This is a genomic window from Bacillus sp. LR--39 (assembly GCF_053613335.1).
Window position 1 is genome coordinate 840,640 of the sequence record NZ_JBSIOT010000002.1, and the last position, 26,006, is coordinate 866,645.

At 45.9% G+C, this 26,006-nt stretch carries 23 protein-coding genes and 4 pseudogenes; 20 read left to right on the forward strand and 7 right to left on the reverse strand.

Annotated features, from left to right (window positions below):
- Positions 1-25: 25 nt before the first annotated feature.
- Both csn and ACWHAR_RS14015 read right to left on the reverse strand, forming a co-directional pair.
- Complete coding sequence (gene csn, locus ACWHAR_RS14010) at positions 26-862, reverse strand: chitosanase (RefSeq protein WP_032876648.1); 837 nt, start codon at positions 860-862, stop codon at positions 26-28.
- Between the two features lie 132 nt (positions 863-994).
- Positions 995-1,456 (reverse strand): DUF2691 family protein, encoded by a 462-nt coding sequence (locus ACWHAR_RS14015; RefSeq protein WP_032876651.1) that lies wholly within the window; start codon positions 1,454-1,456, stop codon positions 995-997.
- A 128-nt stretch (positions 1,457-1,584) separates the two neighbouring features.
- Between ACWHAR_RS14015 and ACWHAR_RS14020 the strand changes: the two genes are divergently transcribed.
- The 4 genes from ACWHAR_RS14020 to ACWHAR_RS14035 all read left to right on the forward strand — a co-directional run bounded on the left by ACWHAR_RS14020 (position 1,585) and on the right by ACWHAR_RS14035 (position 4,724).
- Positions 1,585-2,085 carry a hypothetical protein gene (locus ACWHAR_RS14020; RefSeq protein ID WP_032876657.1) on the forward strand — a complete coding sequence of 167 codons (501 nt, stop codon included), beginning with the start codon at positions 1,585-1,587 and terminating at the stop codon, positions 2,083-2,085.
- Between the two features lie 71 nt (positions 2,086-2,156).
- Positions 2,157-2,891, forward strand: a complete 735-nt coding sequence (locus ACWHAR_RS14025; protein ID WP_032876661.1) for a DUF6060 domain-containing protein — start codon at positions 2,157-2,159, stop codon at positions 2,889-2,891.
- Between the two features lie 277 nt (positions 2,892-3,168).
- Positions 3,169-4,284 (forward strand): NAD(P)/FAD-dependent oxidoreductase, encoded by a 1,116-nt coding sequence (locus ACWHAR_RS14030; RefSeq protein ID WP_032876664.1) that lies wholly within the window; start codon positions 3,169-3,171, stop codon positions 4,282-4,284.
- 65 nt (positions 4,285-4,349) lie between these two features.
- A complete protein-coding gene (locus ACWHAR_RS14035; RefSeq protein ID WP_007410094.1) occupies positions 4,350-4,724 on the forward strand; it encodes a nucleotide excision repair endonuclease in 375 nt (124 codons plus the stop codon).
- A gap of 38 nt (positions 4,725-4,762) precedes the next feature.
- Here ACWHAR_RS14035 and ACWHAR_RS14040 read toward each other — a convergent pair whose 3' ends face one another.
- Complete coding sequence (locus ACWHAR_RS14040) at positions 4,763-5,035, reverse strand: DUF1648 domain-containing protein (protein WP_007410095.1); 273 nt, start codon at positions 5,033-5,035, stop codon at positions 4,763-4,765.
- 125 nt (positions 5,036-5,160) lie between these two features.
- On the opposite strand from ACWHAR_RS14040, the gene ACWHAR_RS14045 reads away from it, so the two are divergent.
- The 3 genes and pseudogenes from ACWHAR_RS14045 to ACWHAR_RS14055 all read left to right on the forward strand — a co-directional run bounded on the left by ACWHAR_RS14045 (position 5,161) and on the right by ACWHAR_RS14055 (position 7,215).
- A complete protein-coding gene (locus tag ACWHAR_RS14045; protein ID WP_032876667.1) occupies positions 5,161-5,691 on the forward strand; it encodes an SdpA family antimicrobial peptide system protein in 531 nt (176 codons plus the stop codon).
- 32 nt (positions 5,692-5,723) lie between these two features.
- Positions 5,724-6,540, forward strand: a pseudogene (locus ACWHAR_RS14050) (sporulation-delaying protein SdpB family protein); the annotation flags it as partial.
- 84 nt (positions 6,541-6,624) lie between these two features.
- Positions 6,625-7,215 (forward strand): sporulation delaying protein family toxin, encoded by a 591-nt coding sequence (locus ACWHAR_RS14055; RefSeq protein WP_007410098.1) that lies wholly within the window; start codon positions 6,625-6,627, stop codon positions 7,213-7,215.
- A 33-nt stretch (positions 7,216-7,248) separates the two neighbouring features.
- On the opposite strand, the gene ACWHAR_RS14060 is transcribed toward ACWHAR_RS14055, so the two are convergent.
- The gene (locus tag ACWHAR_RS14060; protein ID WP_032876674.1) at positions 7,249-8,175 is read right to left on the reverse strand and encodes a MerR family transcriptional regulator; all 927 of its coding nucleotides are present in this window, start codon (positions 8,173-8,175) and stop codon (positions 7,249-7,251) included.
- Between the two features lie 196 nt (positions 8,176-8,371).
- On the opposite strand from ACWHAR_RS14060, the gene ACWHAR_RS14065 reads away from it, so the two are divergent.
- From ACWHAR_RS14065 to ACWHAR_RS14085, 5 genes are all read left to right on the forward strand, one after another.
- Positions 8,372-9,358: an SIS domain-containing protein gene (locus ACWHAR_RS14065; protein WP_032876677.1), complete on the forward strand. Its 987-nt coding sequence runs from the start codon at positions 8,372-8,374 to the stop codon at positions 9,356-9,358.
- 73 nt (positions 9,359-9,431) lie between these two features.
- Positions 9,432-10,697: an ABC transporter substrate-binding protein gene (locus ACWHAR_RS14070; RefSeq protein ID WP_032876977.1), complete on the forward strand. Its 1,266-nt coding sequence runs from the start codon at positions 9,432-9,434 to the stop codon at positions 10,695-10,697.
- Between the two features lie 24 nt (positions 10,698-10,721).
- Positions 10,722-11,612: a carbohydrate ABC transporter permease gene (locus ACWHAR_RS14075; RefSeq protein WP_370465873.1), complete on the forward strand. Its 891-nt coding sequence runs from the start codon at positions 10,722-10,724 to the stop codon at positions 11,610-11,612.
- 3 nt (positions 11,613-11,615) lie between these two features.
- The gene (locus ACWHAR_RS14080) at positions 11,616-12,500 is read left to right on the forward strand and encodes a carbohydrate ABC transporter permease (RefSeq protein ID WP_003151895.1); all 885 of its coding nucleotides are present in this window, start codon (positions 11,616-11,618) and stop codon (positions 12,498-12,500) included.
- A gap of 13 nt (positions 12,501-12,513) precedes the next feature.
- Positions 12,514-13,368, forward strand: a complete 855-nt coding sequence (locus tag ACWHAR_RS14085) for a PfkB family carbohydrate kinase (RefSeq protein ID WP_032876683.1) — start codon at positions 12,514-12,516, stop codon at positions 13,366-13,368.
- Positions 13,369-13,392: 24 nt separating this feature from the next.
- Here the strand turns inward: ACWHAR_RS14085 and ACWHAR_RS14090 are convergent, their stop codons facing one another.
- Positions 13,393-14,121 carry a GntR family transcriptional regulator gene (locus tag ACWHAR_RS14090; protein WP_015240525.1) on the reverse strand — a complete coding sequence of 243 codons (729 nt, stop codon included), beginning with the start codon at positions 14,119-14,121 and terminating at the stop codon, positions 13,393-13,395.
- A gap of 155 nt (positions 14,122-14,276) precedes the next feature.
- On the opposite strand from ACWHAR_RS14090, the gene ACWHAR_RS14095 reads away from it, so the two are divergent.
- Positions 14,277-15,383 (forward strand): ABC transporter ATP-binding protein, encoded by a 1,107-nt coding sequence (locus tag ACWHAR_RS14095; protein ID WP_032876687.1) that lies wholly within the window; start codon positions 14,277-14,279, stop codon positions 15,381-15,383.
- Positions 15,384-15,432: 49 nt separating this feature from the next.
- On the opposite strand, the gene ACWHAR_RS14100 is transcribed toward ACWHAR_RS14095, so the two are convergent.
- Positions 15,433-16,302 carry an endonuclease I family protein gene (locus tag ACWHAR_RS14100; protein WP_032876691.1) on the reverse strand — a complete coding sequence of 290 codons (870 nt, stop codon included), beginning with the start codon at positions 16,300-16,302 and terminating at the stop codon, positions 15,433-15,435.
- Positions 16,303-16,502: 200 nt separating this feature from the next.
- On the opposite strand from ACWHAR_RS14100, the gene allC reads away from it, so the two are divergent.
- From allC to ACWHAR_RS14135, 7 genes and pseudogenes are all read left to right on the forward strand, one after another.
- Positions 16,503-17,744, forward strand: a complete 1,242-nt coding sequence (allC, locus tag ACWHAR_RS14105; protein WP_032876693.1) for an allantoate deiminase — start codon at positions 16,503-16,505, stop codon at positions 17,742-17,744.
- Positions 17,745-17,804: 60 nt separating this feature from the next.
- Positions 17,805-19,016, forward strand: a complete 1,212-nt coding sequence (locus ACWHAR_RS14110; protein ID WP_228549705.1) for a pyridoxal-phosphate-dependent aminotransferase family protein — start codon at positions 17,805-17,807, stop codon at positions 19,014-19,016.
- Positions 19,017-19,137: 121 nt separating this feature from the next.
- Positions 19,138-20,334 carry an MFS transporter gene (locus tag ACWHAR_RS14115; RefSeq protein ID WP_032876699.1) on the forward strand — a complete coding sequence of 399 codons (1,197 nt, stop codon included), beginning with the start codon at positions 19,138-19,140 and terminating at the stop codon, positions 20,332-20,334.
- A gap of 1,216 nt (positions 20,335-21,550) precedes the next feature.
- Positions 21,551-21,907 (forward strand): annotated as a pseudogene (locus ACWHAR_RS14120) (DNA (cytosine-5-)-methyltransferase); the annotation flags it as partial.
- A 70-nt stretch (positions 21,908-21,977) separates the two neighbouring features.
- Complete coding sequence (locus ACWHAR_RS14125; RefSeq protein ID WP_032876701.1) at positions 21,978-23,060, forward strand: hypothetical protein; 1,083 nt, start codon at positions 21,978-21,980, stop codon at positions 23,058-23,060.
- Positions 23,061-23,160: 100 nt separating this feature from the next.
- Positions 23,161-23,409: pseudogene (locus ACWHAR_RS14130) on the forward strand (hypothetical protein).
- 389 nt (positions 23,410-23,798) lie between these two features.
- A pseudogene (locus ACWHAR_RS14135) lies at positions 23,799-24,124 on the forward strand (XkdF-like putative serine protease domain-containing protein); the annotation flags it as partial.
- A 172-nt stretch (positions 24,125-24,296) separates the two neighbouring features.
- Here ACWHAR_RS14135 and ACWHAR_RS14140 read toward each other — a convergent pair.
- Positions 24,297-25,892 (reverse strand): PucR family transcriptional regulator, encoded by a 1,596-nt coding sequence (locus ACWHAR_RS14140; protein WP_032876704.1) that lies wholly within the window; start codon positions 25,890-25,892, stop codon positions 24,297-24,299.
- Positions 25,893-26,006 lie beyond the last annotated feature (114 nt).

Here is a 26,006-nt window from a genome sequence, read left to right on the forward strand (position 1 = left end):
CCGCCATATGGCGGGGTTTTTTTGTTTATTGAATAGTGAAATTACCGTATTCGCTTGACCGGACATGAATCGGCCCGTTTAAATTGTAGTTCTTCTCTTTGACAATATCGCGGAAAACGTCGACACGGGCAACCGATTCTCTCCATTCATCCTGAGTGTCCTCATCTGACGGATTCATCAGATCGTCATAGCGCACATCCAAGAATTTATTGAGCCATTTCTTCTCATCAATTCCATCTTTCGGTGACCCGCCCATTTTTTTGTTCGTGCGTTTAATCAGGGCATAAAAGGAGTCTGGATCATCGCCGTCGCCATGCTGAATCACCGTATCGTACATCACCGCTTTTGCCAAGGCCGTTTTCAGTCCGGCATTTTCTGAACGTTTCATCGCCGGCTGATAATACAAGCTGTCATTTACCTTATCTTGGGCAGCGCGGAAGGCTTTATCATTGCCAAGTGAGCGCCAAGCAGAAGCGAATCCTTTCAGATTGCTGATGTCATCGCTTTCGTCCTTCGCAAGACGACGCAATTCAGGCAAATACTTTTTCAATTTGTTATTCGGCACCGCTTTCGTGTATACTTCGACTACTTCCAGCGCATCTCCGGTAGCCGTCGTAAAGCCGGCCCGCCCGCAAGTGTAACCTCTTCCGTCATCCAACGCTTCAACATATCCGTATTGGATTTCCGTCTTTCCGTTTTCAAAGATGCTGGTCAGCTGTTCCGCCCGGCGCTTCTGATCCGTATTCAGCCCGGCCGCAAAAACCGTACCGCTCATCATCAGGGTAAAAAACATGGTGAAAATAAGTGACGAAACCGCCGTCTTCTTCCAAAAACCTGCTTTTTTCTTCAAGCTGATTTTCATTGCCATACCCCTTTCATATGTGAGTTACGCACTCAGTATACATGAGGGGGTTGTTTTTTTTAAACACACGAATTTGTCAATATTTTGAATCCTAAGCCCTATCCGGCGCTTCATAAAAAGAACGCACCTTCATCAGACAGACAATCCGGTTCTCGCGTCATTCTCATCTGTAACATAGTCAACGCGGTGAAACCCGCATTGTACAGCCTGCTGATAAAGGGCTTCGAGCATATCCGGATCTTTGCAATATAACGTTACATACGAGCAATCTGCAATGAGAAGCACAAGCTCACAGGAACTCTCCAAATATTCATCATATGTATTGATTTCCGTTACCATCCCGCCCGAGAAAGCTTTCAATTCAGCAAAAATCATATAATAAGGGTCTCCTTCCAGACGCTGACGGAGTTCTTGACCCTGAATGATGCGCTGATTTTGCGGAAATAGGTCTGTATCGGTGTCTTCTTTGAATTCAGTATACGCCTCTCCATCACCGATAAACCACGCATAGGAAGAGATGGGGAACGGTTGTAATATATCTGCCGCAAACCGTCCGAATTCATTTGGAATGTCAAAAGTAATGCCGCGTTTCATAATAAAATGAGGAAATCGAATAATTAATAACTGACTATTTTGAAATTAAATCCATAGGAACTTTATTTTATTACTGTAAAATTGCTATAATAATAGCTAATATATTTCTAAATTGGAGGACTATTGTTATGAAGGGGAAAAAGATTATTATTTGTTTATTGGTCATCTGTATTATTTTCATAATCAGTTTGTTTTTTATTAAGAATAATGAAACTCCTGATTCAGCGAAAAAATTTAATACTGAACATGAAGCTTTACAGTATGCTAAACAAGAATCACCTTATATCACTGATTTTATATATGAAACAAAGGAAATTGACAATGAAAAAGTTGTGATATACAAATTTGAAGAAAATAAACAAATGGGTATAGGAACAGGAACATTGGCATGGAAAGATAAAAAAGTTATATGGGTAAAGAATGGAAATGGTGTAGCGCTTAAAAATCAGAATAATAAGACGGATATTTCATTTGATGTAAAGTCGTATTCAGGTAAAAAATATAAGTTATATGCTGGATTTAACAAAACGAAAAATCTGAAAATTGAAACTCAGACAGATAACAATTTAACCCCTCATGTGGATAAGAAATCCGGAATATATTATTTGTTAATTCCTAGTATAAATTAATCACACTCGGTTTACAAAAATATGCTCCTCTGGTAATATTTTAATGTGCCATAAAAATAAGGAGGGTGTATATGAAAAAGAAAGTTACGCTTTTGATTGCAGTTTTCGTGGTATTTTTGATGATTTTTGGAAATCCCTCGAAAGGATTCGCTGTCGAGCAATATACTATTAATCTATCTGATTCAAATGTAGAAAAATTTTATGATGAGGAACAAGGTGCAGTAATCGCACCATTCAAAGCGTCAGAACATGGGCTTGTACCTGTTTCAAAAGATGAATATGAAAAAACGACTGAAATAAAAGAAAACGAAGATTTAGAGAATGAGTTTTTTGTTTCTGAGGAAAGCAATGACGAATTAGAATTTAAGCCCTATGCTGACGTTGATCTTAGATATTGGAGATATAAAGAAAAATCAGCCACTAAATATTATGGAGACCCTATAAAAGTTTCAGCAACAATTAAGTGTACTACATCATCGTGCAGAGTCGATAAACAGACGCAAGCTACTGTATCTAAGTCTTACAGTGTTAATGCTTCATCAGAAATTCAAGCTATAAACTATGGAGCTAGTTTTAATTTTACGTCAGCAAAATCTTATTCTACTACATATTCCTTTACGCTCAAAAAAGGCCAATCTGGATATATAGCCTTTAAACCATACAAAAGAAAGTCTACAGGTACCCTAACGCAGTATTCTACAATGCATGGTAAAATCAGCAGTAAATCAGCCTATGGAAGATCAGCGATTAAGATGAAAACTGGAGAAGCTGATGGATACTATACTTTTGTTTTTACTAAAAAATAGTATGATAGATCAGTTTATATAGTGGAAGGATAATAGTGATAATGCCTTTATCCTCCAATCTTTTTTTAAAAAAAAAGGACGGGGTTGATACTTAGCCGCGTTCTTTGATGTTCTCTTTTGTTCTTGATCTGTATATACGTTGACTATGACTTTTGAATTGATACTAAACGAAGAGATTGGTCAGCCTTCCACTTTTTCATATGGGGACAAAAGGTCGAAGCAAAGTGCTCCATTTGTTAAAATAAATAAGACAAAACAGATAGAAAAGGTGTTATACATGAAGTCTTATTTGATTATCGGGGCCGGCATTCTCGGTGCGTCCGCGGCTTATCATCTCGCAAAGGCCGGGGCGGATGTAACGGTCATTGACCGGAAGCACCCGGGGCAGGCGACTGACGCCGCGGCGGGGATCGTCTGCCCGTGGCTGTCACAGCGCCGCAATCAGGCATGGTATGCGATCGCAAAAGGCGGAGCCCGTTATTATGAACGATTGATACAGCAGCTTGAAGCTGACGGAGAAACAGAAACCGGTTATCAAAAGGTCGGTGCTGTCAGCCTCCATACGGATGAAAAAAAGCTCAGCCAAATGGAGGAAAGAGCTTATAAAAGAAGAGAGGACGCCCCTGAAATCGGTGACATTACAAGACTGACTCCGGAAGAAACGAAGGCGCTGTTTCCCGCGCTGTCGGAGGAATACGGAGCGGTTCATGTCAGCGGCGCGGCCCGGGTGAACGGGAGAGCGCTTCGTAAGGCGCTGTTAAATGCGGCCGTTAAGCACGGAGCGGCTGTTTACAATGAAGAAGCGTCAATATTGACAGAGGACGGTGCCGTCATCGGTGTGAAAACTGCAGAACGCACGCTTACTGCCGACCAGGTTCTCGTAACGGCCGGCGCTTGGGCGAGAGAGCTGCTTGAGCCGCTCGGCATCCGTTTTTCAGTATCATACCAAAAGGCGCAGATCGTTCATTTAGAGCTTCAGGGAGAGGAGACGGGCGGCTGGCCCGTCGTCATGCCCCCAAACGATCAATACATTCTCGCCTTTGACAGCGGCAGAATCATAGCGGGCGCGACTCATGAAAACGATACCGGCATGGATTTGCGGGTGACGGCCGGCGGTCTCCGCGAGATTTTTGACAAAGCATTAACCGTGGCGCCGGGGCTTTCAGACAGTACTATGATAGAGACAAGAGTCGGGTTCAGGCCGTTTACTCCCGGTTTTCTTCCCGTCATCGGCAAAGTGCCGAATATCAGCGGACTCCTCGTTGCCAACGGGCTGGGCGCCTCAGGACTGACGAGCGGGCCGTATCTGGGGGCTGAACTGGCGAAACTCGCGCTCGGGCAGCAGACGGAAATTGATTTGAGCCTTTATGATCCGGCCGGGGCGCTTGAATAAAAAATAGCTTTTGGCGCATTCTTATGATAGGATGGAGCTTTAATGAATAAGAGGACGTGACCCATTTGATAAAAATAAACCTTCCTGCTCCTGATGTAACCATTACGGAACGGCAGCAGTCACCGTCGGAGAATGAACCGGCGATTAAAGCGATTTACGGTTTCATTGATTTTCACCAAATTCCGAGAGACAAAGGCGGCATCTTTATGTTTTATAACATTCATGATGAGCTGCTGTTTGTCGGGAAAGCCCGTAAATTAAGACAAAGAATCAAAAAGCATTTTGAAGACAATGTGTCGCCTGTTAAACATCACAGGGACGAAGTGTATAAAATTGAAGTATGTGTCGTAAATGATCCGATGGAAAGGGAGATTTACGAAACGTACGCGATCAATACCCTTCAGTCGAAATACAACATTGAGAAAGTATTTTATAAATAAGAAAAACCGGAGCTTAAGGGCTCCGGTTTTCTTTATGTTTACAGTGCCAGCCACATCACGGCAATATGCACGATCAGCAGACAGTAAACGACGAGGAATAGCTGGACGACCTTTTTTCTGAATAACATGCAGATCATCATGAGCACGGGAAAAATCAGGACGCCGGCTGTTTTATTGATTGATGTATTCGGACGGTTCGACACGTCATAGTGAATGGCCATATCAGCAGGAAGAAACGGATAAAACACAATCGAAAGAATAAAGGCGAGAACCACAGCTCCCCACAGCACTTTATCATTCATCAAAAACATATGAACACTCCCCTTTTTTACATATAATAGTATATTAGTCTGAAAAATCTAATTAATCAATATTTTACTTGTTGAATGGTGTATAATCATGTCAATGAAATTTCCATACGCTAGGAGGGTTTCAATTGACTGACAAGAAGCAAACCAGCATGTTTTCATTCTTTCTTTTTATCATGGCCGCCTGGATCATCGTTTTGCTTTTTACCATCATCGCGGCATTGCCAAGCTCCGCCATCCAATTAACCAAGCATCAATCCAAAACCGTTTCCATGATTTATCCGCAAAGCTGGGGATTTTTCAGTAAAGATCCCAGAGAAGACAGCTTGAACATCTATCTTCTTGATGCCGATGAGGAGCTCAGATGGCCGAATAATTCTCTGAAAAATGTCATCGGCTTAAACCGCTACGGCCGGACGCAAGGGATAGAGCTCGGCCTTATGCTGGAAAAGCTGCCTTCCAAAGAGAAGTGGAACGACTTCACGACTGGCCAAGACATTAAGGATACCACATTTTTGAAAATGAAAAATGAGTCTCCCTCCCCAAGGCTGAAAGGGAAAATGATCATTACATATGAACGCATTACCCCATGGGCATGGAGCCAGCATACCGAAACGAAAAGAACCATCAAAAAATACATCGGAGTGGATGTCAATTGATTCAGGATGCAAAAAAGGAGCTCACCTTATGGATGATGAAGAATCCGCCTTGGACAAATGTGTACGGGCTTGCCAGAAGCTTAATCGCGCTCGGCACGCTGCTGACATTGCTGTTCAATCCGGCGTCTGTCTTCTTCAAAACGCAAAATCAAATGCTCAGCTTTTCCGACACGTTCAGCCTGTTTCTGCTGTTTCCCGATTTCCGTTACATTGAGATCGTCAAAGCCGTTTGTATCTGTATGTTAATCCTTGTTGTCATTGGCTGGCGGCCCCGCCTCACCGGTTTTTTTCACTGGTGGATTTCGTACAGCTTCCAAAACTCCGCCGTTACTCTTGACGGGGGAGATCAAGTGGCTGCCGTTTTTACGCTGCTGCTGCTTCCGCTGACATTAACCGATCCGCGGAAATGGCACTGGTCTCCGTACGAGACGTCTTTTGAGAAAAGACCGCTTGAGCCTTATTACCGCTCCTTATGCTGGGCGACACTGACAATCATCAGAATACAGGTCGCGATGCTGTACTTTAACTCTGTCATTGCCAAACTGATGGAAGAAGAGTGGCAGAACGGAACCGCCGTTTATTACTATTTGAACGATCCGATGCTGGGTCTGCCGGATGCGCTTCACGGTCTGTTTGACTTTATCCTGCAGTCCAAGCTTGTCATCATCCCGACGTGGGGCACGCTCATTGTGCAAACCATTATGTTCTGCGCTTTGTTCGCTCCGAAAACATATTGGCGTTTGATATTGTTTATCTCCATTTTTATGCACGAAATCTTTGCCGTTATGCTGGGGCTTACCTCGTTTTCCATTACGGTGGCTGGTATTTTGGTCCTGTTTTTGGTGCCGGCAGAGAAAACAGTAGCTTTGAACCATTACAATCCCCTTTTTATCAGATACAATTTTCTCAATAAAAGGAAAAGGAGGAAATTATATGGTTAAAAGCAAGAAGTCCGCAGCTGCCATGATGCTGGTGTTTGTTTTAATGGTCGCATTAGTCGGCCCGCATGCCGCGGCGAAAACTGAGCCGTCGGTCTCTTATTCGGGTGAAGACATTTTTTCCGGCATCTTTTTCGGACAAGGTGAGGTCGCAAAGCTCCTTCCTGAAGTGTGGGATACCAAGGCTGTTAAAAAGATTGATCAGGATGAATTAAAGCAAGTTTCCGATCAGGTGATCGCTGATATTAAAAAGTCATCGCCGGATTATTTTAAAGAGTTAAAAGCGGCGGTCTACAGCGGCGATTATGAAAAAGTGAACAGCGTCATTGATCAAGGTTCGCAGATTATGGCGAAAGTGCTGAAAGAAGAGTTTGACAAAAAGAGCATGGACAAAGGAAAATCAACGGCCATCGGCCAATGCGCAACGGCTGTCTGGGTATTTTTAAACGCGGCGGCCGCCATTGAGACGATCGCTCTTGCGGTAGCGGCCATCATTTTGACAGTAGCAAGCGTTGACGAAGATTCCGACTTAGGAAAAGAGCAGCTCATCGCTAATGTCGTTGACCGCATTAACGCGCAGCACTGAGGCTGAAGAAAGAACACGCTAAGGAGACGAACCTTAGCGTTTTTTTGATTGAAGCATCTGTTTTAAATATGCTTCTGAATCAAAGCCGAGTTCCTCGTCGGCTTCTTTTTTCAGTTCAAGCTGAAGTCGCACGTACGTGTCATATTTCGGGCTGAGCTTTTGAAGAAGATTGCTGAAAGGCGATCCCGCCTTCAGCGCGGGCAGATCAGAAGCTGATTCTCCGACCTTGATCAGGCTTTCTCTGTATTCTTCATCTGTCTGCACTCTTTTCACAAGCTGAATGATGATGTTTTTATGAGTGTCCCAAGTGGCGGGGTCTCTCTCCAAAATCCGCTCGATAAATTGATCATGCTGGACTTTGTGCTGCTGGAGCTGAGCCGGATCTTCCTTGCCGACCAGCTGCATCATCGGGTGTGCAGCCGGAACTTCTTCCATATCATCCAATACTTTGATAAGCTCCGCCCATATCGTTTTTTTCTCATCTGTATCAATAGAAAAGTCGAGGAACGGTTCAAACAGCGCGGCGATAAATTCTCCAAAATCTCCCGGGAACAGTTTTTTCAGCTGAAGTCCCATATATTTCGGTTCATCTATTTTAACCTCGCCGATATCATGCAGAATGGAATCGACATTTTCCGCATCTTCCACGCGCTTGATCAGCATTTCAGTCAGTTTCCGTTCCTGTTCAAGCTCTTCAATCTGCCGGCTGAGCTTTTGATGCTGCTGGCGCAGTATATCATGCAGACTGCTGCCCTCTAAGAGGAACGCTTTAATATCGCTTACAGACAGTGCCAGCATTCGGAGGGCGGCAATCATTTTCAGCGTATTCACGTTCTGAGCGGAATACTCACGGTATCCGTTATCAGGGTTTTTGCTGACGGTGATTAAACCTTCCTGCTCATAATATTTGATGGCTTTTTTCGTGAGACCCGTCTGCCTGGCGGCTTCTTTTATATTCATTCTGAATCACTCCCTGCTTTTCATTCTAAACGTGTCTCTAAGGGTCAGGTCAAGAGAGGGCGGGAAATAAGACGTGTCTATTTTATATTTTAGAAATTTCAGAAAATATTATTGACAACACGCCTTTGTTGCGATTAATATAACGTTATATAATGTTATATAACATTATATAATAAAATACTGAGGAGTGAAGGATTTGAGTCAAACTGCCGCACAAGTGAATCACAAGGTTCAGGCTTTCTTGGATGATCTGAAAGGAAAAACGATTGATCACGTCTTTTTCGTCGCCTGCGGAGGTTCTTCAGCCATTATGTATCCGAGCAAGTACGTGTTTGACAGAGAGGCGAAAGCCATCAGCTCTGATCTCTACAGTTCAAATGAATTTATTCAGCGCAATCCGGTTCAGCTCGGAGAGAACTCTCTCGTGATTTTATGTTCTCAGTCAGGCAATACGCCGGAAACGGTGAAAGCCGCCGGTTTCGCCAGAAAAAAAGGCGCGCTTACAATTGCGATGACCTTTGAGCCTGATTCGCCGTTAGCGAAAGAAGCCGAATATGTCGCGGTTTATGACTGGGGTGAGAACGCACAGGCGATAAATACGAATTACGGAGTTCTGTATCAAATCGTGTTCGGCGCTTTACACGTGCTGGAAAACCATCCCGCGTTTGAGCAGGCCATCGACGGACTCAATAAGCTCCAGACCGTATATGACAAAGCGCTTAAACAAGAAGCGGATCACGCAAAGGCATTCGCGAAAACCCACGAAAAAGAAGATATCATTTACACGATGGCAAGCGGTGCGAACTACGGCGTCGCTTACTCCTACAGCATCTGCATTCTCATGGAAATGCAATGGATTCATTCCCACGCCATTCATGCCGGAGAATATTTTCACGGACCGTTCGAAATCATTGATGAATCCGTTCCATTTATTATCCTGCTCGGCTTAGACGAAACAAGACCCCTTGAAGAGCGGGCGCTTTCCTTCTCAAAAAGATACGGCAAAAAACTGACTGTGCTTGATGCGGCAGCATATGATTTTTCCGGAATTGACGATTCTGTAAAAGGCTACCTGGCTCCTCTCGTATTAAACCGGGTGCTCAGAAGCTATGCGGATGCGCTGGCGGAAGCAAGGAACCATCCGTTAAGCAAGCGGCGTTACATGTGGAAAGTCGAATATTAAGAACGCGCATTATATTTCATCGGACTATAATGATATATAACGTTATAGTCCGGTGACAAAGGAGGAAAAGCATCTGAAAAAGCTCATCTGCCTGTTCGTTCTGTTAGCTGTATGTCTGTCAGCCGCCGCCTGTTCAAGCCAAAGCAGTTCCTCTGACGGAAAAGTGACCCTGAAGTTTTTTCACAGGTGGCCGAAGGAGCCGGAAAAAAGCTATTTTGAAGAAGCGGTCAAAGAATTTGAAGCCGCTCATCCGGATATTCATATCCAAACGGAAGCGGTCTTAAACGATTCTTATAAAGACAAGGTGAAAGTCATGCTCGGAACAACGAGCCCCCCTGATATTTTCTTTTCATGGAGCGACCGGTTTGCTTATAAATTCATCAAAGGAAATAAAGCCCTCGATCTGTCGTCTTACTATCAGCAGGATAAAGATTGGTCCTCACAGCTTGTGCAGTCACAAATCAAACCCTTTACGCATGACGGAAAACAGTACGGTGTTCCGTGGCAAATGGACGCTAAATCATTCTTTTATAATAAGGACATTTTTAATGCATTACATTTGAAGCCCCCGGCGACATGGGATGAACTGATCACAGTCTCTGAGAAATTGAAAAAGAACGGATATATTCCGATCAGTTTCGGCACAAAAGCGCCTTGGACCATTTCTCATTATATCGGGACGCTGAACCAGCGTATGGTGGATGAAAAAACGCGGGCGAAGGATTACAGCCCGGAAACCGGGGAGTTTACGGACGAAGGCTATGTCAAAGCGCTTGAAAAGCTTCAGGAACTTCTGCCGTACTTTACAAAGCACGTGAACTCCGTCGATCACGAATACGTGCGCCAGCAGTTTACGAGCGGCAAAGCGGCGATGATTTATGCGGAAACGGCAGAAATTAAGCTCGTCGAACCGGTCAATCTGGGCTTGTTTCCTTTCCCGAAAATCAGCGGCGAAAAGGGATCTCCCCGTGCACTGACCGGATCTCCGGAAGGATTTATGATTTCCTCAAAAACGAAGCACCCGAAAGAAGCCATGGAATTTCTGCAGTTTTTAACCTCGAAAAAAATGGGAGAGAAGCTGATAAAAGACGTCGGTAAATACAGCGCGGTTCAAGGAACGGCGACAGAAAACAATTCCGCCCCGATCCAGCGCGAAGCCGTGCAGGATATCGTCCGCGCAGAAACAATGGTGCCGTGGTTTGATATGGATGTTGACGTTGAAATCGCCGATGTGTATGCGGCAGGCGTTCAGCAGATGCTCGGCGGCACAATGACACCGCGCGAGGTGATGAATTCCGTGCAGAAAGCGGCGCGTCAGGTCAAAGCGTCATCTGAATAGAACAGATTTCTTTGGAGAAAGGAGATGAGGATTTCCTTGGTCAGCCGAAAACGTTTCATTCCGTATCTGTTTCTCGCGCCCGCGCTGATTTTTCTGCTGTTCGTTTACATTCCGATTATTGAGAATGTGTTTTTCAGTCTGTTTGAATGGAGCTCATTTCAACCCGAAAAGACGTTTATCGGTCTGAAAAATTATATTGACCTGTTTCACGATCCCGTGTTTTTTACAGCACTCCGCAACAATGTGCTGTATGCGGTCATATCGCTGATTTTCCAGGTTGGCGGCGGCTTAATTCTGGCGGCTGTGCTGGAAGACAGACTGGTAAGAAAATGGTCGCCTTTTTTCCGTACGGTCTTTTTTCTTCCGGTCGTCATTTCCATGACCGTCATTGCGCTGTTGTTTGATTTTATTTATAACCCGGAAATCGGGCTTTTGAATCAGCTGCTGGAAGCCGTCAGACTTGATGAACTGACCCGGGCGTGGCTGGGCGATGAAAACACCGCTATGCTGTCTGTCATTTTTGTGTCTCAATGGCAGTCTGTCGGTTACATCGCCATGCTGTACATTGTCTCGATTCAGAGCATTCCCGCTGAATTATATGAATCGGCGCAGCTGGACGGAGCCGGAAAAATCCAGCAGTTTTTTCACATTACGGTGCCGCAGACGAAAGAAATGTCGTTTGTTGCCGTGGTGATGACGCTGACCGGCGCATTTACCGTATTTAATGAACCGTATATTCTGACCGGCGGAGGGCCGGGCAATGCTTCAGAAGTGCTGAGCACATTTTTGTATAAGAGCGCTTTTACAAAGGATATGATGGGCTACGCTTCTGCGATCGCGACGGTGGTGCTTTTGCTGACGCTTGCTCTGTCGCTTATTCAGATGAAATTCTTTAAGACCGGAAAGGAGGAGTAGCCGATGCTTCCTGAAAAGACGGACTTGCGTCATGCCCGTCAGGCCGTCAGAACAGGCGGAAAACCGAGAAAATGGTATGTCGGGGAAACATCTGTGTGGCTGTTTCTCTTTATCTACCTCATTGCTGTTGCATATCCGCTGTTATGGATGGCGGTCAGCGCCTTTAAAAGCTCGGATGAGATTTTTGAGCACAGCTGGTCGCTGCCCTCTGTCTGGCATCCCGAAAACTTCGTATCCGCATGGAACCAAGGGATTTCCGCTTATTTTATGAACAGCGTCATTGTGACCGTGCTGACTTGTCTCATCACCGTATTTGTGAGCGCCTGGGCGGCATACGGGCTGGCCCGTTTTCAATTTAAAGGAAAAGGGTTTGTGCTGATCATTTGTCTTGGCGGCTTGATGCTGACGCCGCAGGTCAGTCTTGTGCCGCTGTACTCCATTATCCAGTCATTGGGACTGTACAATACGTATTGGGCATTGATTCTTCCGTACGCCGCCTACCGTATTCCGTTTACCGTGATTCTGATCCGTTCCTATTTTTTGTCGATTTCCAAAGAGCTTGAGGAAGCTGCCTATCTGGATGGATGTACAAGTTTCGGAATATTTTTCAGAATATTCTTACCTATGAGCGTGCCGATTCTGGTGACATCAGGCATTTTGACGGCTTACCATACATGGAATGAGTTTATGTTTGCGATTATTTTTATCGATGATGAAAATTTACGGACGATTCCGGCCGGGCTGATGCAGTTCAGAGATGCGCTGCAGACGGATTGGGGCGTGCTGCTGGCCGGGCTGACGATTTCTGCTGCTCCGATCATAGCGCTGTTTCTATTGATGCAGAGATATTTTATCCGCGGCATTGCAGCGGGAAGCGTGAAAGGATAAGGAGGATGAAAAGATGAAACTGATAGCGGCCGGAGATAATGTAGTAGATTATTATCAGGATCAGGAAACGTTTTACCCGGGCGGAAATGCGTTAAACGTAGCCGTGCTTGCCCGGCGCTTAGGCCACGAAACTTCTTATATCGGGATTCTCGGCAGTGATGAAGCGGCGGATCACGTATTGAATGTGCTGAAACTGGAAAAGGTGAATGCCGATCTGATCCGCCGGGCATACGGAGAAAACGGGATGGCGGTCGTCACGCTTGATGAAAGAGGGGACAGAATATTTGCCGGATCAAATAAAGGCGGCGTGCAATCGCGTCTGACACTCGCTTTTCAGGAGAATGACATCTCATTTATCGCCGGACATGATCTGCTGCATACGAGCGTATACAGCAGGATAGAACGTGACCTCCCGATGCTGAGCGGGCATGTGCCGATTTCCTTTGACTTCTCTGTAAAACGTGACGAAGCCTATTTAGAAGCGGTCTGCCCGTACGTGACGTATGCGTTTTTTTCCGGGAGTGATTTGAGTGAAAGTGAATGTGAGCGGCTTGCCGAAAAAGCCCGCGGTTTCGGAGCGAAAATCGTCTGTCTGACAAGGGGAGAATATGGCGCGGTGTTATCGGATGGGGAACGCGTCTATCATCAGCCGGTGGTAAGAGCTGATATAATAGATACATTGGGCGCGGGTGATTCTTTTATCGCCGGGTTTCTTACCGATTTCTTCGAGCATCAGGATATTCGGCGAGCGCTTACTGCGGCCGCCGGGACGGCTGCCAAAACATGCGGAGGGTTCGGAGCATTCGGTTACGGGCATCCCTACAGGCCGGGCGGCGGGAAAAGCAGTGAAAAAACGAGAATACGATAAGCATTGTCTCGTTTTTTATACTTGTTACACATAGGGACTGTTAATGGTAAACGTGACGCGGTCGGTATGCATTACAAACAGCGAGCTGTATATCGGCTGGTCTTTTGACATAAAAGCGGTTTTGTCAATTTCAAAAAGCGCATCCCCGATATCACAAGCCAGATAGCGGCTTTCTTCCTGCTTGGCGTATACGACATTTAACAGCTTCGTATTATGGGTGGGCACCACCTGATAGTGCTGTTTCAAAATGTCATGCATCGACACGCCGCCTTTAATATGCTTGCCGATGTCGGGAAATAAACTAAGCGGATAGTGGGCGATTTCGAATGAGAGCGGCTGGTCGTCGTGAAATAAAATGCGTTTTAATTCAAGAACGGGACTTTCGGAAGCGACGCGAAGTTTTTGGGCGATGGATTTAGGCGCTTCAATGATTTCATGGGAAAGGATCTGGTGTTTCGGTTTTTTCCCCGTTGATTCCATAAATTCAGAGTAGCCGTTGACCGCGATGAGCTCCCGCTTCAGTTTAGGGCTTTTAACGAACGTTCCCTTTCCCTGCTGCCGGACGAGCCAGCCTTCTTCCACAAGATCAAGGATGGCCTTCCTGACCGTTATGCGGCTGACGTTGTACGTTTCGCACAGCTCATTTTCAGTCGGCAGTTTTACGGACGGCGAATAAACGCCCTTCTTGATATCATCCGCGATAATTTGTTTCAGCTGAATATATAAAGGTTTCGAGCTCCCGTTATTTAACAATGGGACGGACCTCCTTTGTCAAGTAGTAGTACTATTATATGTATTATGACGTTATAATACAAATTTGCTTTTTATTTATGAATCTGTCAGAAACCCCGAACATTTTTAACATAACAGAAAGATGTGGCGGTTTCCAGTATTGGAGGAGGTTTCGAATGGCATCATTAACATTTAACCATATCAAAAAAACATACGGCGCCCAATCAGCGGCAGTGAAGGATTTTCACTTAGATGTAAAAGATGAGGAGCTGCTGGTGCTTGTCGGTCCCTCCGGCTGCGGCAAATCTACGACACTCAGAATGATTGCCGGACTGGAGAGCATTTCTGAGGGGAAGCTTTATATCGACGGAGACGCGGTAAACGATCTGCCCCCGAAGGATCGTGATATCGCGATGGTTTTTCAGAATTACGCGCTGTATCCCCACATGACGGTGTTTGACAATATGGCGTTCGGTTTGAAGCTCAGAAAGCTGCCGAAAAAAGAAATTGCAGAGCGAGTCCGGACGGCCGCTGATATTTTGGAAATCGGGCATCTGCTCAAGCGGAAACCGAAGGCTCTTTCAGGCGGACAGCGGCAGCGGGTTGCGCTCGGCCGGTCGATCGTGCGGGAGCCGAAAGTGTTTCTGATGGACGAGCCGCTTTCCAACTTAGATGCGAAATTGCGAGTGACGATGCGCGCGGAAATCAGCAAGCTCCATCAGCGTTTGAAAGCGACCATCGTTTATGTGACGCATGATCAGACGGAAGCGATGACAATGGGCGACCGGATTGTCGTGATGAATGAAGGAGATATTCAGCAGGCCGCAAGCCCCCATGAGATTTATCATTATCCGGCGAATATGTTTGTGGCGGGTTTTATCGGTTCTCCGAGTATGAATTTTATAAAAGGCGTCATTGAAGAAAGTCACGGGCAATGGTATTTTGCCGGTTCGTCCGTTCGTCTGCCCATTCCGAAAGAAAAAGCGGCCGTTCTTGTGCAGAAAGGATACAGCGGTAAGGAGATGATTGCGGGGCTGCGTCCGGAGCATTTGACGCTTGCCGGACAATCAGAGCACCCGCCTGAAGCGGCGTGCCGCGCTGTGGCGGAAGTATGTGAAAACTTAGGCGCGGAGATGTACGTTCATGCGGTGAGCGGAGATGACCGCATGACGATCCGTCTTGACGGCGCCTCACAGGTGAAACCCGGCGATGCCATTCTGCTTGCGGTCAATATGAACCGGGCCGTCTTTTTTGATGCCGACACTGAAAACGCCGTATATTGAAAAAGGGAGCCTGATGATCAGGGCTCCCTTATCACTTCTTATGATACGATTACCAGATTTCGTCCGCCCATTCCGGATGGTCGATAAACGGATTGCGGTTATGCTGATAGTCTTCGTAAATGATTTCGTTCCGCCGTTTTTCCTTACTGTCGACGGGGTCTTGTTGATTCCATTTGAGCAAAACGGACAGTTTTCCCATGTAAGGAGCTGAGCCGTTTCCGGTTTTATCATTCAGCTCAAGGTCGGGATACCCGTCTTCTCCTTCATAACGCACCGCCATGTAAAACAGCATACGGGCGACGTCTCCTTTAACTTCATCGCGCGGCTCCCAGGAATCACCGTCGTAATAATTGCCCGGCGCTTTCGGGTATTCTGAGCCGCCGTTATCAAAATCCATGTTTCCTCTGGCACTGTTCACCTGGACGTCTGCAGGGCGCAGATGATGAATGTCCGTCCCGGGGCCGGCAGCTGTTCCGAAGTTTCCGTGTGACTTTGCCCACACGTGTTCGCGGTTCCAGTCCCCGACGCTGCCGCCGTTTTTACTTTTGGCCCGTGATTCCTGGGTGTAGAGCAAGATGACATTGTTCGGATTTGCCGGATCTTCGTCAGTTTCCTTCAATGCATTCCATACTTGGCTGTAAGACAGCTTTGTATGTCCGCTGATGATGCGGTGCAGGGCGCTCTTTAAGGCTGTTCCGCTTTTTCCGGAAGCTTCTTTGTAATATGTGTCCGTATCCGCAGACGGAGTGATGACAGCTGAGGCAGTTTGCGGAAAAAGAGTTGTGCCGCCGGCAGTTGAAACCGCCATCCGGCTGTACAGATTCGTGTCAGCCGGCGCGCCCGCAGAGGCTGACGGCGCGGCCCATCCAAAAATGAAAAACAGGCAGACAATCGGCAGAAACCAAAGTTTTTTTGTCATGACTTGCCCTCCTTTACCTCTATTATCCAAAAAATAAATCTAATATTCTATCTTTTTTGAAAAATAGTTCCTTCGGCTTATTGGTCAAAGTATCCGGAAAATCATTGATTTTTTGGAAGATATGATAATGAACTCGTTATGCGCTCCTTCTATAATGAAGATCATCTTGTCAGTTTTTTCAGTTTAAAAGGAGGGCGTGTATGGAACATCAGCAGCTTTCGGCGGCGAATATTGAGATTTCCGATGACATACAATGGCTGTCTCAATTCGGCGCTTCCGCTTCCGGCGGAGTGACGAGGCTTTTATATACGAAAGAATGGATGGACGCCCAGCTTGCCGTCAAAAAGAAAATGGAGGCGTTCGGGCTGGAAACGGCATTTGACGATGTCGGTAACGTGTTCGGCCGGCTGAACGGCACAGAATCGCCTGATGAGGTGATTCTGACCGGATCGCATATTGACACCGTTATTGACGGCGGAAAATATGACGGTGCGTTCGGCGTGCTGGCGGGCATGCTGGCGATCCGGCACTTGCATGAGACGTGCGGGCGTCCGAAAAAAACGCTGGAGGCTGTGTCGCTCTGTGAAGAGGAAGGGAGCCGTTTTCCCATCACCTATTGGGGCTCAGGCAATATCACCGGTGCTTTCTCGCTTTCAGATGCGGAAACACCGACAGACGCGTCCGGCATTTCTCTGAGAGAAGCCATGCGGCAGAACGGCTTCGGTGCAGGCCGTTATCCAGCGCCGCTGCGCACTGATATTAGTGCCTTTCTGGAAATTCATATTGAACAGGGGCAAACGCTTGAACGATCAGGAAAGGATATCGGGATTGTCACCGAGATTGCCGGACAGAGACGCTATACCGTTACGCTTGACGGTGAATGCAACCATGCCGGCACCACTTCAATGAAATGGCGGAAAGACCCGCTCGCGGCGGGAAGCAGCATCATCCACGAACTGATGCTTTCAGCGGAAAGACAGCCGGAAGAGCTCCGTCTGACGTGCGGGAAAATGACGGTTGAACCGAATATGGCGAATGTCATTCCGGGCCGTATCCAGTTTTCCGTTGATATTCGCCACCGGCAGGAAGACGTGCTGGCAGCCTTCCATCAGAAACTGGTATCGATTGTTGAATACATCAGCCGAGGCAAAGGAGTCAGACCCTTTATTGATGAATATATGAGGATAGAGCCGGTTCAAATGGATCAGACACTGACACGAACCGCAGCAGAGGCTGCAAAAGAGCAGGGGGCGGACCCGGAGAAGATCGTAAGCGGAGCGGGACATGACGCCCAGATGCTCGGCAGAACCTTTCCGGCCTGCATGCTGTTTGTGCCGAGCCGTGGCGGGATCAGCCACTCACCGCTTGAATTCACACCCGCACATCAGCTTGAAACCGGCGTCCTTACGCTGGCGAATGTATTACATAAACTTGCCTATTAACGTAAAGGGGGAATCGGCGTGGAGACAAGAAAAGAATTGTGCATTCCGCAAAGAACGATTATGACACCGGGACCGACAGAAGCTGAACCGAGGGTGCTGAGGGCGATGGGCGCTCCGATCATCGGCCAGTTTGACCCGGCATTTACCGGCATTATGAACGAAACGATGCAAATGCTCCGTGAATTGTTTCAAACGGAAAACCGCTGGGCCTATCCGATTGACGGCACATCAAGAGCGGGGATTGAGGCTGTTCTCGCAAGTGTGATAGAACCGGGCGACAGCGTGCTCATTCCGATATACGGACGCTTCGGATACCTGCTGACTGAAATCGCCGAGCGATACGGAGCGGACGTTCATACGATCGAGTGTGAATGGGGAACGGTCTTCCGGCCTGAAGAGGTTATCAGCGAGATGAAAAAGATTTCTCCGAAAATCGTCGCTATGGTGCACGGAGAAACATCAACGGGGCGGATTCACCCGCTGAAAGAAATCGGGGAAGCGTGCCGCGCCCAAGACGCACTCTTTATCGTGGATGCCGTGGCCACGATCGGAGGCTGCGCCGTAAAAACGGATGAGTGGAAGATTGACGCAGTCATCGGGGGAACGCAAAAATGCCTGTCGGTCCCTTCCGGAATGGCGCCGATTACTTATAATGACAGGACGGCCGCTGTCATTGCCGCGCGTAAAAAGGTAGAACGGGGCATTGCGACGGCGGCTGACGGCAACATGCTGTCCGGTCATCGCCCGATTACGAGCAACTATTTTGATCTGAGCCAGCTCGAAGATTATTGGAGTGAAAGAAGGCTGAATCACCATACAGAAGCGACAGCAATGCTTTATGCGCTGCGGGAGGGTGTGCGTCTTGTCTTGGAAGAAGGACTTGAAGAACGGTTCCGCAGGCATCAGCGTCATGAAAAAGCGCTTACGGCGGGACTTGCAGCGATGGGCCTTAATTTATTCGGCGATCCGGGGGCGAAGCTGCCTGTCGTCACATGTGTGAAGATTCCGCCGGAAGCAGACGGCGAATCGATCAGAAGGATGCTTTTGTCTCAATTCGGAATTGAAATCGCCAGCTCGTTCGGTCCGCTGCAGGGGAAAATTTGGCGAATCGGAACGATGGGCTACAGCTGCAGAAAGGAAAATGTGCTGTTTGTGCTGGCCGGACTTGAAGCGGTTCTGATCAGACACGGAGTTGCCGTTAAAGCCGGGGAAGCGCTGCAGGCGGCCCTTAACATATATGATCTGCCGGCTGAAACCGGTGTGCTGTCATGAGACTTGAAAACGAGATTGAAATCATCTGGACTTTTTTCCCTTTTGCCCGTTATACTGAATGGTATAAAAAATGACAAATATGGAATGATCATCTGTTTGTCTGGGGAGAAGGTAAGAAATCATGGCGTACATAGGCCGATTGTCAATTTTAATGCTGAATATGTTTATTGCGATGCTTGGAATCGGATTGATTATTCCGATTATGCCCACCTATATTACCGAATTCGGCGCGACGGGGAGCACGATGGGTCTGCTTGTTGCGGCGGCGGGGCTTACACAGCTTTTATTCGCGCCTATTGCCGGGGAAATAACCGACAAATACGGACGGCGGAAACTGATTATTTTCGGCATCGCCGCCTTTGCCGTGTCACAATTGATCTTCGCCTTTGCCGGAAGCCTCTGGCAATTGTTCGCATCCCGCCTTTTGGGCGGAATGGGCGCGGCGTTTTTAATGCCGTCAATGTTCGCTTACATTGCGGATATTACGACCGAAGAAGAACGCGGGAAAGGAATGGGGCTGTTCAGCGCGGCGATGACGCTCGGTGTCGTCATCGGGCCCGGTGTGGGAGGCTATTTGGTTCATTACGGCATGTCTGTGCCGTTCATCGTGTCTGCAAGTCTCGCCTGCTTTTCAAGTGTGCTTTCATTTTTCTTTCTGCCCGAAACGCTGGGACGTGAAAAGCAGCTGGAAGCCCGGGCAAAAACGGAAAAACGTGAGCATCTGTTTAAGCAAATGTCACGCGCGCTCAAGTCGCCGTTCGCGTTTATGCTGATTCTGGTTTTTGTGCTGAACTTCGGAATTATGAACTTTGAATCCGTTTTCGGCCTTTACGTTGACCATAAACACGGATTTAAAGCGTCTGATATTGCCTTTATTATTACGGCTGCGGGTCTCATCGGCGTGTTTGTGCAGGCGGTCGGCGTCAGTTATCTCGTCCGCAAGTTCGGGGAAAAACGCGTGATTAACGTGACGTTGATCGGGGCTGCTGCAGGACTTGTGTGGTGCCGGTTTGCGGGTTCATATTGGGCCGTTTTTGCCGCGGCAATCTTTTTCCTGACGCTGACATCGCTGCTCCGGCCGGCGGTTAATACGATGCTGTCGAAGCTCGCCGGTGACCAGCAGGGGTTTGCCGGCGGGATGAACACCTCATTCATCAGCTTAGCGAATATCGCCGGACCGTCTGCTGCCGGTTTTCTCTTTGATGTAAATATGGAATTTCCATATATGCTGGGAGCGGTCATTCTCGCCATCAGTTTTCTGGCCGCGCTTGGCTGGGGCAAAAAGACACAAACCCGGCCGTTCACGCAGCAAGGATAAGAATCAAAAGCCTCCGGGTATCCGGAGGCTTTTTGCTATTGTCGTTTATTCTTCGGCTGTCTGCATCTCTGAAATTGCAGAGATGCGCATAGAGGGAAAATCATATCGAACGCCATTATGAATTATAGGGAAATCAGTTGTTCCGTATGCTCAAGCATAGCGCGAATGGAAACCGGAACAGGTGTAGATAAAGTAAAACCAGCTTTATCTCTTGAGGAGTCTGACAAATTTGATCTGCCGGAAGTTGATCAAAAAAGAAGGCAGTCAGGCGGGAACAACATAGATCGACGTAAATGAAGAAAGGGAAAAAGCAGCGGTGTTGGTATTTGCTGTTTCGTATGCAGAGTGAGAACAGTCTGCCTAAACGGGTCATTGGGATAATAAGAACCGTTCACCGGGTGTAGGGGTTGATTGGTGACAACAAGGAGAGGTTAGCTTATAAAACCTCTCACGGAAGATGTTGTGATGGCTCCCCTGCACGGATTTTGCAGGCTAAAACCCGCAATTAGGCCAACACACAATTATGCAAGAGACAATCATCTAAAAAGGGTGTCGGTAAGTACAATATGGTGTACGGAAAAGGAGTTGAAAATGTTGTATTATTACCCGTCATTCCATTTGTATCAGCGGCAAGAATTTAATTATTATCCATGGGCCCATCAATTGACTCATTCAGGGAGCTCCCCCTATGTTTCCGCGCGCCCTCCTTTTTATAATTCTCCATGTTACAGAGAGTGCATAAGAAGCGGAGCGGATAGTTATTTCTGCTGCTATATCTGCGGTTTCTGTTAAAAAGAAAGACTTATAGAAGTAAGTGATTTTTCCAGGATGACAGTGAGACCATCATCCAGACAGCCAGTAGCCAACACACGAAGCTTCATTACGATTCACGGAGGGGAACCGTCCCTCCTTTTTGGAGAGTTTTTTTCCGCTGTGAACGGAGAATGTATCAGTGTAGCCAAAACTCCGCGTGAAAAAGGAAAAGAGCACTTCCTCTTTCCTTTAGGAGAAAGTCATTTCTACGTATCAAAATTTAAACTATGAGATTGGAGAGAGTGGCCTGCTTAAAGTGTTTACGACTGTTGTTAACGATCCATGTTGGGGATAGGCTGCGGCAGAAGCTCTATTAAATATACAATAATAGGGTAAGCACCCGTAAACGGGATGCTTTTTTGTTTGGAGGTTAAAATATGATAATAAAATCCATTCCCGTTGAGGTCAGGGATCAAAGCTGACAGAGACCTCTAAAACATATAGGCGATGGGTGAAGCGGCGCCCGTCAGATATCACTATAGGAGATATAACGAAAAGGACAGAGGGGAAAGAAAGTCATTTCAATACTGTCCTGGTCAAAAACAGTCTTGTGCGCCTACTTTGGCCAGTAACTCTGTTTTCATACGTTATGAACCTTACTATATCTCTGAACGGGATATCATCTTAATGCAGTCGTTCCCATTGGATTATGATTTCATGGACGCTAACAAACAGTATTGTTTGTGGAATGAGCGTCCCACCTATCATGATGAAGAGGATTGCGGAACAGATTTATTTGCAATGGCTAAAAATTGTATAGAACTTCTGTTCTTTAAGTGACTGATTTTAATCTAATGTAGATCAGTTGATATTAAAGGAGAGTAGCTAATATGAGATATAAAATAGATATTGTAATTGATACCGTTTCACAGGTTTATAATGAAGTTCTTCAGACCTTAGCAACTCATCATACTATTAGAGATCTATTAAATTATATTGAAGATGTCGGTTCAGTCCTTGAGGGATTTTTAAAGGAATCTATTTACAAAAGTGAGAAAAATAGGGAAAATTTTTTCAGCCTCATTAATGGTCTTTCAAAATTTGGGCTATCTGAGGATTTAAAAACATCACTACATGAATTAAGAAAACTATACAATAATGCTAAACATAGTCCAACATATAAGACCTCTACAGATAAAATACTAGAAATACTAAAAGAAACGATAAGTTGTTTAAAAGAAATTAAAGAAAAAAACTTAGGGTTTGATCCTATAGTAAACACATATAGAAGGACAGTATGGATCGCTGGTTGGGATCACTATACAACAGGTGATACAGAAGTTCACATTATGATTCCTTACGATGGTGATAGATATATTCCTTCAATTGATTACTTCAATATTACATGGTCAGGATGGGATGAAATAATAAATAAGTTTGTGTCAACTGAAGAATTACTTATGGGAAAAGAATATTTCCCAAGAAAAGTATATTCAGATTTGGAGTCAGAAAGAGACTTTGTAGATGCAGGTGTCTTTAAGGGCGATTATAAAACCTTGGTTTTAGAATTATCTAAATATGTTGATGAAAAAAATGAAAAGTCTCTTCTACCTTTTTTTCAAAGAGGGAATAATCCCAGGGCTATGTTTTATGGAGTCATTTATGCAGTTTGTGAGGCTATTAATGAAAAAGGATTCCGAAGAAACAATATTGAAGAATTCCGAAAATCAGTACAACTTTTGGCTAGTTATAAATATGCTTGTCCGAGAAATTCAGAAATTGTTCAAAAATATATAATTTCTGTAGCTGATTTTCTAATGGGGTTAAATGATGAACACACAAAAAGAATAGAAGGACCACTATTCTTTACACAGAGGAGGTTTGAAATGCAGAAAAACGCTGCATATCTAAAAAGTAAAGAGCTTCCACTTATCATTACTAATCAAGGTGAATTTATTGTTGAAATAATTTAGTGGATAAAAAGAGGATGCTGCTAACACCCTTCATTCACAACAGAGAAAGCTCCCTGTCATGATCACGCTCTGATTCATATTGTAATAGAGGACAGGGAGCATGACAAGAGAAAAAGCGAACATAAGTTACTATCCTGATGACGAAAAAGAAAATCTCCTTCTCCTGCATAGTGCCGATTTGTTAGAGAACATCAGTCAATCTAAAGAGAAATATCAAAAAATCGTTCAGAAAGGTATCGCCTAGTGAGTAAAAGACTTCCAAAGTGGCCATATCAAGGTGAATAATATGGACGATTTAATAAAGCTCATAGAGCTCGATATAGAGCTTCAGAAAGATGAGGAAATTTGATTATCTATGTGAATGAGACGAATATCCGTAATCAATTACTATTCTATTAGGGTTGACATTTGCGGCTTCCAATTGGCCATTAAATCATAGAGGACTCTAACTTTGCTACCTCCATAGCAGGATTTCGAATATAAACTCTTTGTGAATTTTCAAATATGCCTTCTATTGAAGCATTAATAAAGGAATCGGGTATGAATGTCGGCCTAAATTCTGGATATTCAGGATAATCATTAGGTTGGTTTTGAGAATAGTAACGGTAATCACATGGAATTGGAACAAGTTGATATTGTGGGTAATAATAATACACTTTAAATCAATCTCCTTCAAAGTTAATTTACAAAATATGTATGTGAAGGACGTTCTCCTACTCGGAACAGGAGAAAATACTCATTTTGAAATCAAAGAAACATCCGAACTTTTACAAGGAAGTAAAGATCCTTGTGAAAGAAGCAGACGAGCAAAAACTTGTTAACGGTATCGTTTATGAGCCGGACACAGTTGATGCTCACGGGGATGTTATGACAGCTGCAGAAATTGAGAAGGTCCGCTCACGGCTTCCTGATAGATGCTCGTGAAATTGACAAGCAGCATGACTTTCAGGGCGGCGTTGGTGAAGTGGTTGAGTCTTGTATCGCCCCCCGCTGATTTTCAAATAAATGGCGAAACCATCAAAAAAGGGTCATGGGTGCTTGTGACAAAGGCTCCCGAGGCAGTTTAGGATGACATTTAAAAGGGTGAGATTATCGGTTGCATCCCGGATATCGAAAAAGCCTGATGATATCAATGGAAGCTGATTTTGACGGCAGCATTTTTTGAGGATTTAGCTGAATGAATCCCCCTTAAATAGGATGCGGGAGAACACCCGCATCCCTATCTCTAACGATTCCTTAACCAATCAGCCGCTGCATTCTCAGCGCGAGCCGCAGGCGCATCGTCGTCTCCGGATCTTTTAAGCTTTTGCCGAGCAGTTCCTCGCATTTTTCTAAACGATAGATCACCGTATTTCGATGGACGTACAGGCGCTTAGCCGTTTCTGAAATCTGGCAGTGGGTCTCCAGGTAAACAGACAGCGTATGAAGCAGGCTCTGGTCCTCCTTTTGCCGGTCGGCCAGGCTTTGTAGGGTGGCTTCGTAAAACTTCTTCACATCTTCCGCCGGAAGCAGGCGGAGCAGCTCCGGCACGTCTTTGGCATGATAGATTTGAATAAACTCCGCGCTTCTGGACAAATGCCCGGATGAAATGGCGTCTGAAGCTTCGGTAAAAGCGTCAGGGACGTCGATCAGCTTTTGGCATATGTTTGAGATGCCGAAGGAGACAGTCCGTTTAAACTGCGCCCGGACCTGCTTTTGAAACTGCTCCAAAAAGCTGATGACAGACGCGTGCATTTCATTCCAGCTGTCTGTCGCTTCAATTAAAAGAATACCGACATTTCCTTTAATAAAGAGATGAGGGGGAAACGGAAAGGATGACAGCTCCCCTTCAAGCAGATCAAATACATGATCAGAAACGAGCTGATTTTCGGTAAAGCTGATCGTTTTCTCATTTCGGTCAAGTTTTCCGCAAATGCACATGTATTTTTGATCCCAGCGGAGCCGGAATTCTTTGGCGCGGCTTTTGATTTCTTCATGGCCGGTAAACGAGCGGTCGATGAAATTGCTGAAAAATTCATTGCGCGCCCGTCTACCGAATTGTTTGACGGCATTTTCTTTCAGCAGTTCAAAGGAAATGACGTTGGCCGCCTGTTCAATTGTCAAAATCATGCCTTTATCAGCGGTCTGCACCAGCTCCGGAATCACCAGATAACCGCAGTTTTTTTCAACATTCAGAATCGGCAGGACAGAATACGCCTTTCTGTCGGACAGCATGGAAAAGCAGGTGAAATAAGGCCCGGAAAGGGAATAACAGATGTTTTTCAATACAGACGTGTCAATGGGTATGCGGTGGGACGATGATAAGAGTTTTGTATGCTGATCCAAAAGCAGCACGGGAAGCCGGAGAATGTCTGAGAGCTTCTTAAGCAGGGATTGAAGCCCCTTGCCGCTCATGATGTGGTTTGTGAATTTTTTATGGGCGTAAATGGCCTGCTGCAGCTCATTTGAACGCATATCAAGAATATGGCTCAGTGTGGCGTTGACGATATCTCCCAGCCGGATGTCTTCCGGCAGCTCAATAATCGGAAATTCATACCGGTCGGCAAGCTCCGCGGCATCTTTCGGAATGACATTAAGATAGCGCTTCGTTTTGATCCCCAGTCCTGCGCAGCCCCGTTTTGCCATGAGGCGGATCAAATCTTTCAACAGCTGCGGGCGGTCCTTCAAGTGGTAAGCCGTCGTGACGAGCAATTCGTTTTTATGTAAAAAATCAGCGATGTCCGGCGCATCCATCATGTTGACGTGCTGCACCTCCCTCCAGCCGCCGGATTTGCCTGCGATTATTGCGGCCCGCTCATAAGCGGGAATCTTCATCACATCATAAATGTTCATCAGTCAATCTCCTTTCAGGTTCTAAAGACAACCATTGGTTAATATGAATAAAAATCATCAAAAATTATAGCGGTTTTGCTGATGTATTACGATCATAGTAGCAGTAAACTGGCA

Coding starts and splice junctions, on each gene's coding strand:
- csn (WP_032876648.1), bottom strand. CDS start 862: ATGAAAATCAGCTTGAAGAAAAAAGCAGGTTTTTGGAAGAAGACGGCG.
- ACWHAR_RS14015 (WP_032876651.1), bottom strand. CDS start 1,456: ATGAAACGCGGCATTACTTTTGACATTCCAAATGAATTCGGACGGTTT.
- ACWHAR_RS14020 (WP_032876657.1), top strand. CDS start 1,585: ATGAAGGGGAAAAAGATTATTATTTGTTTATTGGTCATCTGTATTATT.
- ACWHAR_RS14025 (WP_032876661.1), top strand. CDS start 2,157: ATGAAAAAGAAAGTTACGCTTTTGATTGCAGTTTTCGTGGTATTTTTG.
- ACWHAR_RS14030 (WP_032876664.1), top strand. CDS start 3,169: ATGAAGTCTTATTTGATTATCGGGGCCGGCATTCTCGGTGCGTCCGCG.
- ACWHAR_RS14040 (WP_007410095.1), bottom strand. CDS start 5,035: ATGTTTTTGATGAATGATAAAGTGCTGTGGGGAGCTGTGGTTCTCGCC.
- ACWHAR_RS14055 (WP_007410098.1), top strand. CDS start 6,625: ATGGTTAAAAGCAAGAAGTCCGCAGCTGCCATGATGCTGGTGTTTGTT.
- ACWHAR_RS14060 (WP_032876674.1), bottom strand. CDS start 8,175: ATGAATATAAAAGAAGCCGCCAGGCAGACGGGTCTCACGAAAAAAGCC.
- ACWHAR_RS14075 (WP_370465873.1), top strand. CDS start 10,722: ATGAGGATTTCCTTGGTCAGCCGAAAACGTTTCATTCCGTATCTGTTT.
- ACWHAR_RS14080 (WP_003151895.1), top strand. CDS start 11,616: ATGCTTCCTGAAAAGACGGACTTGCGTCATGCCCGTCAGGCCGTCAGA.
- ACWHAR_RS14085 (WP_032876683.1), top strand. CDS start 12,514: ATGAAACTGATAGCGGCCGGAGATAATGTAGTAGATTATTATCAGGAT.
- ACWHAR_RS14095 (WP_032876687.1), top strand. CDS start 14,277: ATGGCATCATTAACATTTAACCATATCAAAAAAACATACGGCGCCCAA.
- ACWHAR_RS14100 (WP_032876691.1), bottom strand. CDS start 16,302: ATGACAAAAAAACTTTGGTTTCTGCCGATTGTCTGCCTGTTTTTCATT.
- allC (WP_032876693.1), top strand. CDS start 16,503: ATGGAACATCAGCAGCTTTCGGCGGCGAATATTGAGATTTCCGATGAC.
- ACWHAR_RS14110 (WP_228549705.1), top strand. CDS start 17,805: ATGACACCGGGACCGACAGAAGCTGAACCGAGGGTGCTGAGGGCGATG.
- ACWHAR_RS14115 (WP_032876699.1), top strand. CDS start 19,138: ATGGCGTACATAGGCCGATTGTCAATTTTAATGCTGAATATGTTTATT.
- ACWHAR_RS14125 (WP_032876701.1), top strand. CDS start 21,978: ATGAGATATAAAATAGATATTGTAATTGATACCGTTTCACAGGTTTAT.
- ACWHAR_RS14140 (WP_032876704.1), bottom strand. CDS start 25,892: ATGAACATTTATGATGTGATGAAGATTCCCGCTTATGAGCGGGCCGCA.